Here is a 14,896-nt window from a genome sequence, read left to right as displayed (position 1 = left end):
TAAGCAAGGATGGGATATATGATTGATATCAATTTAAATAGATTGCAAGAAATTACAATTATATTATATGGACTTAGTGTCTTATTCTATTTCATAGATTTTTTACAAAATAATCGGAAGGCTCATAAGGCAGCCTTCTGGTTTCTTTCGATTGTTTGGTTGATGCAAACAATTTTTTTGTGTCTATATATGTTTGAAGTGGGAAGATTCCCGGTTCTAACCTTATTTGAAGGATTATATTTTTACGTGTGGATATTGATTACCTTTTCACTCATCCTAAACCAGTTCTTACGGACAGATTTTTTTATGTTTTTTACAAACGTGATAGGGTTTGGGTTGATGGTTATTCATATATTCTCAACATTAGAGTCCTATTCTACGGCAGAAGCGCAAACAAAGGTGTTATCTGAGCTTTCTATGATTCATATTACAGTTGCCATTCTATCTTATGCAGCGTTTGCTCTTTCTTTTGTCTTTTCTATTTTGTATTTAATACAGTACGATCTGTTAAAGCGAAAGAAATGGGGAAAAAGGCTGAACAGGTTGGGAGATCTGGCGAAACTGGAACAACTGTCTTATATACTGGTAGCAATCGGTGTACCAATGTTATTATTATCATTAATACTGGGTCTTGAATGGGCCTATATAATAGTTTCGGATATTAATTGGTATGATAGTAAAATTCTTGGCTCATTTGCCTGCCTAATCATATATGGAATCTATTTATATCTCAAAGTTAACAACCGGATTTATGGAAAATCACTTGCCTATTGGAATATTGGTTCATTCTTATTAGTATTAGTGAATTTCTTCTTTTTCGGCAGCATATCAGCATTTCATGTCTATTGATGGAGGGTAAATCATGAGAAAAATTATTATTGGTTCACGTAGAAGCAAATTGGCATTGACACAATCTAATTGGGTCATCGACCAATTGAAGAATCTTGGATTACCGTTTGAATTCGAATTGAAAGAAATCGTGACAAAGGGTGACAGAATATTAGACGTGACTCTCTCTAAAGTGGGAGGAAAAGGCCTTTTTGTAAAAGAAATTGAGCAAGCCATGCTTGATGGTGAAATTGATATGGCCATCCATAGTATGAAGGATATGCCTGCAGAACTTCCGGAAGGACTAACGATTGGTTGTATTCCGGTACGTGAGGATCATCGTGATGTGCTCATTTCAAAAAATAATCTTACACTCGCAGAATTGCCTGAAGGTGCGATTGTTGGGACAAGCAGCTTAAGAAGGAGCGCTCAATTATTAGCTAAACGTCCGGATTTAAACATTAAGTGGATTAGAGGAAATGTAGATACACGTATCCAAAAATTAAAGGACGAAGACTATGATGCTATCGTCTTGGCGGCAGCTGGTCTTTCTAGATTAGGCTGGAAAAAAGATATCGTCAGTGATTTCCTGGATGAAGATACGTGCATTCCAGCAGTCGGTCAAGGTGCACTGGCAATTGAATGCAGAGCGGATGACCATGAATTATTGAAGGAATTAGCTAAATTGACTTGTCAGGATACAAAAGAAGCTGTTACAGCAGAACGAGTCTTCCTGAATAAAATGGAGGGTGGCTGTCAGGTCCCAATTGCAGGGTTTGCATTTAAAGATGGGACAGGAACTTTACAATTCCAGGCTCTTGTCGGATCGCCTGACGGAAGTACCATTTATCGTGAACAAATTTCCGGTAATAATCCTGAGACATTAGGTACGACCGCAGCCAATCGTCTGATCGAGCGAGGGGCAAAGGAATTAATTGAAAAGGTTAAAGAGGAGATGGAAAGCTAAATGAAGCATTCCATGTTTCTTCGGAATAAAGGTGTACTGGTTACAAGAGAAGAATCGCAGGCCGAACAATTGTGTGCCATGATTGCTGAGCATGGAGGGGTACCAATTAAGGTACCTCTTATTTCGTTTCAAAAGCCTGATTCAGTTCAGCTTAAGTTGGCTAAGGAAAAGTTGAATAGACTAAATTCCTTTGACTGGCTCGTTTTTACAAGCAAGCCGGGAGTTGATCTATTTTGTGAGATGATGAACGAGATGGATTACGAAGGAATCTATCCAAAAATAGCTGCTATAGGAAAAAAAACAAAGGCAGCTTTAGAAAAACATGGCTTGGAGGTTGCTTTTATCCCGCCGAAATATGTGGCTGAATCCTTTTTGCCTTCGTTTATGGAAGTAGTGGACAAGAGGGAATCAGTCCTTATTTTAAAGGGTGACTTGGCGAGGGATTACCTATTTAATGGATTGAAAGCTGCGGGAATACATACAGAAGAGTCAATTATTTACTCTAACCGTATGCCCGCTGAAAGTGAACAAGCATTAGTAGATTCACTTATCAATAAAAAGGTTGATATTCTCTTATTTACTAGCCCTTCGACTGTTAATAATTTTGTGAAAATCGCGAAAAAACATAATTTATTTACCTCTATGACAGATAAAGTAATCGTCGCCATTGGGCCGGTCACGAAAAAAAGAGCAGAAGAGTTTGGTATGACTGTCACTTTATGTCCAAAGCAATATACCATTGATGATATGTTGAAAGAATTAGCGCAGTACTACTCATAATAAGGAGGCTCCTAAAATGGCCAATATTGAATTTAATCGACACAGAAGATTAAGAAGAAATGAAACAATGAGAGCGCTAGTGCGCGAAACTCATTTGCATGTAGATGATTTTATTTATCCAATTTTTATTACAGAAGGAACAAATGAAAAAAATCCAGTTTCTTCCATGCCTGGAATCTATCAATTTTCAATGGATCGCTTGAAAGAGGAAATGGATGAAGTGGTTTCACTTGGCATTAAATCTGTTATTCTCTTTGGTGTACCGAATGAGGAAAATAAGGATGAATGTGGAACTGGCGCATTTCATACACATGGAATTGTCCAAAAAGGCATTCGATTCGTAAAAGAAAATTATCCTGAAATCCTGGTTGTTGCGGATACTTGTTTATGTGAATACACAAGTCATGGTCACTGTGGAATGGTTGAAAATGGTGAAATCTTAAATGATGAAAGCCTTGAGTTGCTTGTAAAAACAGCTATCAGCCAGGTAGAAGCTGGGGCTGATATTATTGCTCCTTCTAATATGATGGATGGATTTGTGGCTGCGATTCGCCAGGGTCTTGATGAATCAGGCTACCAGCACATTCCAATCATGTCCTATGCGGTTAAATACGCATCTGCATTTTATGGTCCATTCCGTGAAGCGGCAAACGGGGCACCCCAATTTGGTGATAGAAAATCCTATCAAATGGATTATGCGAATCGTATTGAAGCGCTGCGTGAAGCTGAATCTGATGTCGCAGAAGGGGCAGATTTCCTCATTGTGAAGCCGGCTCTTGCTTTCCTTGATATCATTCGTGATGTGAAGAATACAGTAAATCTGCCTCTTGTAGCTTATAATGTAAGTGGAGAGTATTCGATGGTTAAAGCGGCAGGTGCAAATGGCTGGATCGACGAAAAAGCCATTGTAATGGAAATGCTCACTGGTATGAAACGTGCCGGTGTAGATTTAATCATTACTTACTTTGCAAAAGATGCAGCTAAATGGTTAAAAGAATCTAATTAATTCCATATATAAAGGAGATTGCAGCATATGCGTTCATATGAAAATTCTAAGAAAGCATTCCAGGAATCTATAAATTTATTACCAGGCGGTGTAAACAGTCCGGTTCGTGCTTTTAAATCAGTTAATATGGATCCGATTTTTATGGAAAAGGGAAAAGGATCAAAAATCTATGATATTGATGGCAATGAATATATAGATTATGTTCTTTCCTGGGGCCCTCTAATTCTTGGCCATGCAAACGATCGGGTAGTAGAAGCTATTAAACGGGTTGCTGAAACAGGGACAAGCTTTGGTGCGCCAACACTAATGGAGAATAAATTGGCACAGCTAGTCATTGATCGTGTGCCTTCCATTGAAATGATACGAATGGTGTCCTCGGGCACAGAAGCAACCATGAGTGCACTTCGTTTGGCAAGAGGGTACACCGGTCGAGATAAAATCCTTAAGTTTGAAGGATGTTATCATGGGCATGGGGATTCATTGCTCATTAAAGCAGGTTCTGGTGTTGCTACATTAGGCTTGCCTGATAGCCCGGGAGTTCCGGAAGGTATTGCGCGGAATACGATTACGGTTCCGTACAATGATCTTAAGAGTGTCGAAGTTGCCTTTGAGCAATTTGGTGATGATATCGCAGCCGTTATTGTAGAACCAGTTGCAGGCAATATGGGAGTGGTACCTCCACTGCCAGGTTTCTTGCAGGGATTAAGAGATATCACTGAGACTCACGGATCTTTATTAGTTTTTGATGAAGTTATGACTGGTTTCCGTGTTGATTATCAATGTGCACAAGGGCATTTTGATGTCACTCCAGACTTAACTTGTCTTGGAAAAGTAATTGGTGGTGGACTTCCAGTAGGAGCATTTGGCGGTAAGAAAGAAATTATGAGTCAAATTGCACCAAGTGGATCGATCTACCAAGCCGGAACATTATCAGGTAACCCGATTGCGATGACTGCAGGGTATGAAACATTAATACAGCTAACTGAAGATACGTATAAAGAGTTTGGTAAGAAAGCGGACTTCTTAGAGGCAGGGTTTAAAGAAGCAGCTGAAACGTATGATGTACCATTAACTTGTAACCGTGCAGGCTCCATGATTGGCTTCTTTTTCACGAATGAACCTGTTACAGATTACGAGTCTGCTAAACAATCGGATCTTCAATTTTTTGCGGAGTATTATAAAGAAATGGCGGAAAATGGTGTCTTCTTACCACCTTCGCAATTTGAAGGAATCTTTCTTTCTGTTGAACACAGTGATGAAGACATTCAAAGAACTATACAGGCAGCTCAAAAAGCGTTTAAAGCAATTAAACGATAAAGTTCAACTAATGTATGGCGGAGCTTTCATCCCTTTCGTGCATTAGTTAAACTAACCCGGGTTCTTACTGGCGTTAATCTCTCACTTACCCGTTATTGTGCTTCTGCTAACGTTTGAAGTAGGAGTCATAACGGCTAGTGTGAACGGGATAAAATGACTTATCTAGTGGATCTCCAGAGTGTTAACTCTGGAGATTTTTTATTTTTTTGGGCATACGTTTAAGAAAGAACATATTTTCTGCATCTTACGCATAGGTTGATAATGGCATTTAGATGAAAAGGGCTGGAAGGAGGAAAATGTGTGTCTGAGGAAAATACATCGTTATTACGATTTTCATTAGAAGAGAGTGTGTGGTTCCAAAGAGGACAGGAAGTTGATGAACTCTATTCGATCTCACTTGAACCAAATGTTTCAGCTCATCAAGTAGAACAGTATATCATTCTTAAAGGTACTCTGGATTTAATGGGGGAGTATAAGCCGGCTGAAGCAAATGAACAGGAAGAGGGAGAGGATGATCCGTTTCGGCGTTATGTTTCTGTAATCGACCAAGGGGAGCACCATTTATATGAATTTCACCAGCAATTTCCAGTCGATATTACGATTCCTGCAGAAAGAGTCCGGGATATGGATGAACTTAATGTAGGTGTTCATACATTTGATTATAAGCTGCCGGAAAAAGGATATCTACAGATTACAGCAGATTTGTGGATTGGGGGAGTATATGAGGATCTTCCTCATGAACAGCAGCAAGTGGCAGAGACAGAGGAACGAGAGGAAACATCACATTATCAAAATGAAACATCACAAAGATACGTGGAAGAACAGCATCCGCATCTATGGAATGAAGCGGTTGAAGCGGAAGAAGAGTCTGCAGAGGAAATTACCATTCAGGCAGACATTCATTATGAGCAAGAGGACGAACAGGAGGAAGAACCTTTATACCGATTGAATTCTGTTGAAGATAGAGTAGAAGATGGGCATGAGTCAAAAAAACAGATTGAACCATCTGAACAATTTCTCGATAGTTATACTCCTTTTACGCCGCCTGCAGATCCTTATGATGAATTAGATAACCATTTTTATGTGGAAACAAAACTATCACCCCAAGCTAATCAACAAAAAACAGATGATGAGGTCCTGTCAGATGAAGAATCAGAGGGGAAGGAATACTCTCCTTTTGCGTTTGAACGAGAACCAGTAGTTAATCGAGAGAATCAGGAGGATGTAAAGCAATCGTTTTCAATTCCAAGTGATCCTGCATTTGACGAAGAGCCGCCCAAATTAAATGAAGGATCGTCCTTGAATAACCTATCTGAATCTGAGGAAAGTTCAGTGGATAACAGAGTACACCATCCACAATCTCACATGGAAGAACAGCCGGATTTAACAGAATCTACAGAAGAAGCGGAAACGAGTGTATCCAAGGTACGTGAAACGAAAGAAAAGCAGGCATACAATAAGTATGCTGAGAAACAATACCGTTCAAATGAACACTCTTCAGAAAAGAAAAAAAGAGAAAATGAAAATACGAACACAGATCAAACGGAAGATAAACCTAATTCACCCCTCTATGATTTATTTACACAGCAGGAAGAAACCCAGCGAGCAAAAGTTAGAGTATGTATTGTTCAGCACGGGGACAGTATTGAACTTCTAGCCAACCGATATAAAACAAGTGTCCAGCATATCTCAAGAATAAATGGACTGGAATTAGCAACTGATCTTAAAGCTGGTCAGGTGATTTATATACCTGAAGCTGCTGCTTCTTATAAATAATAGGTTCAGTTAACAGCAGAGCACAGCATTAATGGCTCTGCTTTTTTAGTAGATATCTATAAAGTAGAGCTGATGTTCAGGTGTTTTTTTAAAAGAAAAGAGTATATGCGTACTGATTTTTAGACAATTACTAGAGCCTTGTTGATTTAGCTAGATTTCCAAAAAGGCACAAGCAGAAAGGGTGCCATAGGGATGTTAAGAAAAGATCAGGAATGGATGACTGATTTTCTGAAAAATTATCAATTGGAACTTGAATTTTATGAGGATTTTGGAAAGGTAAAGAAAGTATATACGAATAATGGTATATTTGCAGTTAAAACCATCCCGGCTACCAAAGGATTCGATTTTATCAAAAATGTACAGAACCTTTATCAAAACGGATATAACCGTATTGTACCCATCTTTCCTGCAAAAGATGGAAGATATGGCGTATTAACACGTGATAAAATCAGTTATCTTATGCCTTGGCTGCCGGATGAACATGTGGAGGAACGAACAGAACGACATCAGCAAATGTTCAGGGAACTGGCTAGAATGCACACATTATCCGTTAAGGAGATTAGCACGACGAAAGAAGAAAGGGAAGAGCATTTCGAAAAAACAGTCAAGGAATGGGAAGAACAGAAGGAATTTATCCGTGAAATGGTTATTTCAATCGAAAAGAAATGGTATATGTCCCCTTTTGAACAATTATTTTGTATGTGCTTTTATGACTTATCCCAGGCTTTGACGTATTCATTAGATAAACTCAAGGTTTGGTTTGAGATTACAAAGGAAGAAGAAAAAGTACGCAGTGTTGTCACACATGGAAACGTATCGATTCACCATTTTTTATATAGCGAAAATGGATATGGTCATTTTATCAATTTTGAACAAACGAAAACGGCTCCTCCCTATTTTGACCTATTACCGTTCGTGGTTAAACAGTTAAAAACGTATCCAATCCAGGGGGAGGAAATCGTGGATTGGATTTATCTGTATCTGAGGTATTTCCCGTTTAAGGAAGGAGAATTGAACTTATTTTTATCTTATTTGGCTTATCCAGCTAATTGTATCAAGGTGGTTGAACAATATGCGAGAAAAAAAGATAAACAGGATGAGCTGCAATTTTGTCGGAAATTCCAAAGGCAGTATTGGTTATTAAAAAATATTGAATATATTATCATGAGAATGGAGCAGATAGAAGAAAGTAAAAAGTCGAAGGTTGAAACGAATCAATAAAGATGATGAATGGATTGCACAGGAATATTAATCCCCCACTTACCGAGCTGATGATAGTCACACCATACAAAAACCAGGTTGATTCCACCTGGTCTAAACTAAAGATTTAAAGAGATTAGAGAATGTCAAAGTGAAAAGCTAATGCAAGACCAATCAGTAAAAATAAAAGGAATATATCAAAAGTGGTTGGAAAAAAGAAGGTTCTGATCCCTTGAAAGACAGCGAATGGTATTGAGAATTGCTGTAGGATATTTCTTGTATTCCGGACCCATGGAGGCATCTTATATTGATTCACCTTTTTTCGCATGTAAATTCCCCCTTTATGATAGGTTATAAGATATTGCCTTAATGGGTGACTGTCCATAAGGAACGAATCTACATCATTCCAAAATTTGATGCAGCTGCAGGCGTCAAGCGGCTGAATAAAAAATAAAAAAATGGTCAACAATGATTGACGAGTAGATGTATACTTATGTATGATAACAGTATTAAAAAAATGATTTCTAACTAAATAGAATATCGAGTAAAAGCTTTGAACGGGAAGAGTATGTGATGAAGACTGTAAGAGAGAGGAATCCATCGGCTGCAAGATTCCTTCAGTGACCGTAATCGCAGAAGGTCGCCCAGGAGCTGTTTTCTGTGAACGTGTAAACCAGTAGCGGATAACCGGTGAAGAACCGTTAAAGGAATGAAGTGTCAACACTACTGTTATTTGTGTTGGAACAAAGGTGGTACCGCGAGACATACCGTTTCGTCCTTTTTTACAGAGGATGAAACGGTTTTTTTTATTGGATTTTTCACCAAAGTATGAATAAAAAGGAGAATGAAATATGGAGCACCAAACGGATATTGGAATGCCAACCAAATATGATCCGCAGTCAATTGAAAAAGGAAGATATGACTGGTGGTTACAGGGCAAATTCTTTGAAGCAGGACAGGATAAACAAAAACAACCGTATACGATTGTCATTCCTCCTCCAAATGTAACGGGTAAACTTCATTTGGGCCATGCATGGGATACGGCATTACAGGATATTTTGACAAGAATGAAAAGAATGCAAGGGTATGACGTTTTATGGCTGCCAGGTATGGACCATGCCGGAATTGCAACCCAGGCAAAAGTAGAAGAGAAACTTCGTAATCAAGGTAATTCTCGTTATGATTTAGGACGTGAAAAATTCGTTGAAGAGACATGGAAATGGAAAGAAGAATACGCATCCCATATCCGTGAACAATGGGCAAAAATTGGCTTAGGCCTCGATTATTCACGCGAACGTTTTACTCTGGATGAGGGGCTTTCAAAAGCGGTTCGTGAAGTTTTCGTTAAACTTTATGAAAAAGGGCTTATTTACCGCGGTGAATATATAATTAACTGGGATCCAAGCACAAAAACAGCGATATCTGATATTGAAGTAATTCATAAAGAAGTTAAAGGTGCCTTTTATCATATGCGCTACCCTCTTGCTGATGGCAGCGGACATATTGAAGTGGCAACGACTCGCCCGGAAACAATGCTTGGTGATACAGCAGTTGCTGTGCACCCAGAAGATGATCGTTATAAACACCTAATCGGAAAAACAGTTATCCTGCCGATTGTAGGAAGAGAAATTCCAATCGTTGGCGATGAGTATGTTGAAATGGATTTCGGATCCGGTGTTGTTAAAATTACACCGGCACATGATCCTAATGACTTTGAAGTAGGAAACCGTCATAATCTTGAACGTATTCTAGTGATGAATGAAGATGGCACAATGAATACAAAAGCAGGTAAATATGAAGGGATGGATCGCTTCGATTGCCGTAAGCAAATTGTTAAAGATCTTCAGGATCAAGGGGTATTGTTCAAAATTGAAGAGCATATCCATCAGGTTGGTCACTCTGAAAGAAGCGGTGCCGTAGTAGAACCTTATCTATCCACACAATGGTTCGTTAAAATGGGACCTTTGGCTGAGCGTGCAATTGAATTGCAATCAACAGAAGGTAAAGTAGAATTCGTACCGGAACGTTTTGAAAAAACGTACTTGAACTGGATGGATAATATTCATGACTGGTGTATTTCTAGACAGCTATGGTGGGGACATCGTATTCCAGCTTGGTACCATAAAGAAACTGGTGAAGTATACGTTGGAATGGAAGACCCTGCAGATATCGAAAACTGGACTCAGGATAATGATGTGTTGGATACATGGTTCAGTTCTGCGTTATGGCCGTTTTCCACAATGGGCTGGCCAGATACAGATTCAGAAGACTTTAAACGTTACTATCCAACAGCAGCGCTTGTAACTGGATACGACATTATTTTCTTCTGGGTATCAAGAATGATTTTCCAAGGAATCGAGTTTACTGGAGAGCGTCCGTTTAAAGATGTATTGATTCATGGCCTTGTACGTGATGAAAATGGTAAAAAAATGAGTAAATCACTTGGCAATGGTGTAGATCCAATGGAGGTTATTGAGAAATATGGTGCGGATTCACTGAGATATTTCTTAACAACTGGAAGCTCACCTGGTCAGGATTTACGTTTCAGCTATGAAAAAGTAGAATCTGTTTGGAACTTTGCCAATAAGATTTGGAATGCTTCCCGTTTCTGCTTAATGAATATGAATGGTCTGAAGTATGAAGAAGTCGATTTAACAGGTGAAAAATCTGTTGCTGATAAATGGATTTTAACTCGTTTAAATGAAACCATTGAAACCGTAACAAGATTGGCAGATAAATACGAATTCGGTGAAGTAGGTCGTGCCTTGTACAACTTCATTTGGGATGATTTCTGTGATTGGTACATTGAAATGGCGAAACTTCCTCTGTATGGCGAAGACGAGGCAGCTAAGCTTACAACACGTTCTATTTTGGCCTATGTACTGGATCAAACAATGAGATTATTACATCCGTTCATGCCATTCATTACGGAAGAAATTTGGCAGAACCTTCCTCATCAGGGTGAGTCCATCACAACAGCTGCATGGCCTGTTGTAAATCCAGACTTAACAGATGATAAAGCTTCTGATGAAATGAAATTGCTTGTGGAAATCATTCGTACAGTTCGTAATATACGTGCAGAAGTGAATACTCCACTCAGCAAAAAAATCAAACTTTCTTTGAAAGCCAAAGATGCAGAAACACAGGCTGTTTTAGAAAAGAACAGCAGCTATATTGAACGCTTCTGTAACCCTGAAGAATTAACAATCGGTACGGATATCCCAGTTGACGATAAAGCAATGACAGCTATCGTTACCGGCGTTGAATTAATTCTTCCGTTGCAAGGTCTATTAAATATTGAAGAAGAACAAAAACGTCTTCAAAAAGAACTTGATAAATGGAAAAAAGAAGTGGAACGAATTGAGAAAAAGCTTTCGAATGAAGGCTTTATGAAAAAAGCGCCTGAAAAGGTAATAGAAGAGGAAAGAGCTAAACTGGCAGACTATGTTGAAAAACGTGAGGCTGTGGAAGCTCGTCTAAAAGATTTAGAAGAATTGGCTTAAAAATCAGACTGCACCCTGTTCGAAGCATTTGAACAGGGTGTTTTTGTTGAATGATGTCATACTACTATAGAAGCCAAAAATGGTTAGGGAGTGAAAAAATGATACAAAATTATCAACAGGCAGAGGAATTCCTTGCAAATCGTACTGCTAAACTTGGAATGAATTTTGGACTGGAACGAATGGAAAAGGTTCTGTGTAAGTTGTCAAATCCTGAACGAAGCATCCCCTGTATACATATTGCGGGCTCCAATGGAAAAGGATCTACACTTACCTATTTGAAAAATATCCTGAATTCAGAAGGATACAGGGTCGGTACTTTTACATCTCCCTATCTTGAAAAGTTAAATGAACAAATTATGATTGATGAAGAAATGATTACAGATAATCAATTAGTAGATTTACTGAATTCAGTTATTCCCGTATTAAATGAAGCAGAGGAAAACGGAGATTATTTGACCGCTTTTGAAGTAACCACGCTCTTGGCTTTTTTACATTTCAAGAATGAGCAGCCGGACATCCTGATTATTGAAACCGGTCTAGGTGGGCGGCTCGATTCCACAAATGTAATTGAACCGCTTATATCAGTAATTACGAGTATCTCGTTAGAACATACGAATATTTTGGGGAATTCATTAAGTGAAATTGCAACAGAAAAAGCTGGAATTATCAAGGAAGGAATCTCTGTTATTACTGGTGTAAGAGCTCAAGAAGCCCTTGATCCGATAGTAAAAAAAGCAGAACATATGAATGCAGTTTTATATGCTTCTGGAAAAGATTTTAAAGTCCTAAATCATATGCAGCCTATGGATGAGGAAGTATTTACGGTGGAATGGAAGGGGCATCTATTGGAAAGTCTGCGCATTGGTATGCTTGGGAGCCATCAAGTTGAGAACGCGGCACTTGCTGTGATCAGTTCATTGGTGTTAAGCACGACGTGTGGCTTTCCAATACGAGAGGAAAGTATCAGGAAAGGACTGGCATCTGCCAGATGGAAAGGTCGTTTTGAAATTGTATCAAGCAAGCCGCTTGTCATTTTAGACGGTGCCCATAATGTTTCAGGTATAAAGGCCTTGCTATCGACTATTGAAGATCGCTATCCAAAACGGAATATACATATTTTATTTGCAGCCTTAAAAGATAAAGACTATAAGGAAATGATCCATTTGATTGAAAAGAGGGCTGCCAGTATAACCTTTACGGAAATGCCATTAGAACGAATGAATAAGGCTGAGGAGCTTTTCTCAAATAGCGGGCACCCGCATAAAGCTATCCAAAAGGATTGGAGAGAAGGTCTGAATAGAATAGTAGCTAAAATGGAAAAGGACGACATGGTGTTAGTCACAGGTTCCTTATATTTCTTAGCGGCTATACGTCCCTATCTGATAAGCAATTTCAGCCATAAATCTTGAAATGAACAACAATCCTCCATAAGACCTGTTTACCCCAATATATATATGACAAATGTCAGAATTTTTGATAACATGTGACATATGATGGATAAAATTACCTGCAAGGAGGGACGGTAATGGTTACTAGACAAAAACGCTTCATTATTTGGATACTGTGGCTTCTGATCGTCCCTACAGGTATTTTTATTTCTTATACAGAGTACCCAGTAATAGGAAACCTATTTTCAATAGATATTATTTTGTTCCTATTACTGCTTTGCATTATTACCTACTATCCTATTATGATAAATGGAATGCCGATTTTTCTCCTTCAGGGAGTATCGTTGGCTATCTTCCTTCAGTACGGACTGTTTGTGGAGATTGTCCTTTCGCAAATCGGGGTAATGACAATCCTTTATCGAATAAAAATAAATAAAGAGGAATTTTTCCGCATTCCTATGAATTCCCTGATGTTTTTCATCAATTCAGTAACAAGCGGTTTAATATACTATTGGCTTGGTGGTCAGCATTCCGATCTAAATTTATTGGATTTGAGTATATTCTCATTGATTGTCATTCATCAAATAGTTTGGTTTCTATCGAATTTTGTATGTGCTTTATTAATAGACCTATTTGTATACGAAACAAAAGTAGAGTTCGTTGCAAAAGATCAGGTTGCAGATATAGTATCCAGTATTATCATCTTTCCGATCGGTTTATTATTGTATTCAACCTATCAGGAATTGGGTTTGGTATCCATCATAATTGTCGGTATACCGCTTGTCAGCCTGGCTATGGTAATGAGATTGTATTATCAGGCTGGAAAAGTAAATGAAGATTTGCAAAAAGCCAGCCAAATTGGCCACAGGTTAACGGATAGATTGGAAATCAAGCAAGTACTAGATTTATTTATCAATGAAGCTACTGAGATTTTTCCAGTGGAGGAAACCTATATTTTTGGTATAGATGCAAAGACAAATAATCACCTTCGTATGCTACGCTTTGAAAGTAAGAATGAGCTGAGTACGCCTCACTTAAATTTAATCTCCGCAACCGACAGTTTGATAGGGGAAGTATGGAAGTCGAAACAATCCTTATTAATTCACAACTCTGCCTCCTTAAAGAAATATAGAAATAATGGGATGCCGGATTGGGCAGAAAGTATATTAATTGTCCCTGTTTTAAAGGGGGAGCAAATGGAAGGGATTGTTCTCTATATTTCTTCGAGAAAAAACTTCTTTGAAAAAAATCAGCTAATGATTGCTGATATCCTTTCCTCCTATCTTGCCTCAGCTTATGAAAATGCAAAACATTATGAGGAAACAAAAGCAAAAAGCGAACGCTGTTCATTAACGAAGCTTTATAATACCTATTACCTTGAAGATTACTTAAAAGACCAGTTTAACTTGATTAGGGATAAAAAATTAGATAAATTGACCCTTATATTAATAGATTTGGATCATTTTAAAGCAATAAATGATTCTTATGGGCACTTGAGTGGAAATGATGTGCTATGCCAGGTAGCAGAACGTTTAACCTCTCTTGTTAGGTATAAGGGGATTGCAGCCAGATATGGCGGTGAAGAATTCGTGCTCGTACTCCCTGGTGCGGGCATTGAAGAAGGCTATCAATTTGCCGAACTGGCACGTCAAAAAATTGGTACAAAACCATATGAACTAGTATCAGATTTGGGCAATGATCGCACAAAGATTAAAGTGAGAGTGACGGCATCCATTGGAGTGTCAACGGCTCCATTTGATGCGGATGATCCTCAATCGTTAATCCGCCATGCAGACCGAGCCATGTATACAGGAGCAAAACAGGCTGGCCGTAACAAGGTTGCACAATATAGTAAATAAACAAGACGTATTCTGCCTATTTAGGATGGAGAATACGTCTTGTTTTGTTAATAAAAACGATTAATTTTGGGAGAGCATCATAATCAATTGTTTTATATATCAAACAATTGATTATATTTATATATGAAAGCGAGCTGGAGAGTCTATTAAACTAATGCTCACATCGAGTAGTTTTACTATTATTAGATAACGAATAGTTGTCCGATCCATTCTTTGTAAATCAAATGGATAAAGGTTTATCTACATCTATAAAAGAGGGATAAAATATTTTT

The 14,896-nt window shown here is 38.4% G+C and carries 11 protein-coding genes and 1 other annotated feature; of the genes, 10 read left to right on the top strand and 1 reads right to left on the bottom strand.

Features of this window, described 5'->3' with window-relative positions:
- Positions 1-18 precede the first annotated feature (18 nt).
- The 7 genes from AC58NB_RS05130 (at position 19) to ysxE (ending at position 7,895) form a co-directional block, all read left to right on the top strand.
- Complete coding sequence (locus tag AC58NB_RS05130; protein ID WP_497425749.1) at positions 19-849, top strand: cytochrome C assembly family protein; 831 nt, start codon at positions 19-21, stop codon at positions 847-849.
- Between the two features lie 13 nt (positions 850-862).
- Positions 863-1,795 (top strand): hydroxymethylbilane synthase, encoded by a 933-nt coding sequence (hemC, locus tag AC58NB_RS05125; protein WP_497425748.1) that lies wholly within the window; start codon positions 863-865, stop codon positions 1,793-1,795.
- Positions 1,796-2,575: a uroporphyrinogen-III synthase gene (locus tag AC58NB_RS05120; RefSeq protein WP_497425747.1), complete on the top strand. Its 780-nt coding sequence runs from the start codon at positions 1,796-1,798 to the stop codon at positions 2,573-2,575.
- Between the two features lie 16 nt (positions 2,576-2,591).
- Positions 2,592-3,581: a porphobilinogen synthase gene (gene hemB / locus AC58NB_RS05115; RefSeq protein ID WP_497425746.1), complete on the top strand. Its 990-nt coding sequence runs from the start codon at positions 2,592-2,594 to the stop codon at positions 3,579-3,581.
- A gap of 27 nt (positions 3,582-3,608) precedes the next feature.
- Entirely contained in the window at positions 3,609-4,898 is a 1,290-nt protein-coding gene (gene hemL / locus AC58NB_RS05110) for a glutamate-1-semialdehyde 2,1-aminomutase (RefSeq protein WP_497425745.1), read from the top strand.
- 300 nt (positions 4,899-5,198) lie between these two features.
- Entirely contained in the window at positions 5,199-6,674 is a 1,476-nt protein-coding gene (locus tag AC58NB_RS05105) for a LysM peptidoglycan-binding domain-containing protein (RefSeq protein WP_497425744.1), read from the top strand.
- A gap of 192 nt (positions 6,675-6,866) precedes the next feature.
- The gene (ysxE, locus tag AC58NB_RS05100; protein ID WP_497425743.1) at positions 6,867-7,895 is read left to right on the top strand and encodes a spore coat protein YsxE; all 1,029 of its coding nucleotides are present in this window, start codon (positions 6,867-6,869) and stop codon (positions 7,893-7,895) included.
- A 115-nt stretch (positions 7,896-8,010) separates the two neighbouring features.
- On the opposite strand, the gene AC58NB_RS05095 is transcribed toward ysxE, so the two are convergent.
- Positions 8,011-8,202: a YszA family small membrane protein gene (locus AC58NB_RS05095; protein ID WP_497425742.1), complete on the bottom strand. Its 192-nt coding sequence runs from the start codon at positions 8,200-8,202 to the stop codon at positions 8,011-8,013.
- A 216-nt stretch (positions 8,203-8,418) separates the two neighbouring features.
- Positions 8,419-8,657 (top strand) — a binding site (T-box leader).
- Between the two features lie 68 nt (positions 8,658-8,725).
- Between AC58NB_RS05095 and AC58NB_RS05090 the strand changes: the two genes are divergently transcribed.
- The 3 genes from AC58NB_RS05090 (at position 8,726) to AC58NB_RS05080 (ending at position 14,624) form a co-directional block, all read left to right on the top strand.
- The gene (locus AC58NB_RS05090) at positions 8,726-11,377 is read left to right on the top strand and encodes a valine--tRNA ligase (RefSeq protein WP_497425741.1); all 2,652 of its coding nucleotides are present in this window, start codon (positions 8,726-8,728) and stop codon (positions 11,375-11,377) included.
- A gap of 98 nt (positions 11,378-11,475) precedes the next feature.
- Entirely contained in the window at positions 11,476-12,786 is a 1,311-nt protein-coding gene (locus tag AC58NB_RS05085) for a bifunctional folylpolyglutamate synthase/dihydrofolate synthase (RefSeq protein ID WP_497425740.1), read from the top strand.
- A gap of 116 nt (positions 12,787-12,902) precedes the next feature.
- Complete coding sequence (locus AC58NB_RS05080) at positions 12,903-14,624, top strand: sensor domain-containing diguanylate cyclase (RefSeq protein WP_497425739.1); 1,722 nt, start codon at positions 12,903-12,905, stop codon at positions 14,622-14,624.
- Positions 14,625-14,896: the final 272 nt, after the last annotated feature.

The sequence above is a fragment of the Pradoshia sp. TA40_28 genome (genome assembly GCF_059694525.1).
The sequence above is the reverse complement of the archived record's forward strand: the minus strand, read 5'-3'. Positions and strand labels throughout refer to the sequence as shown.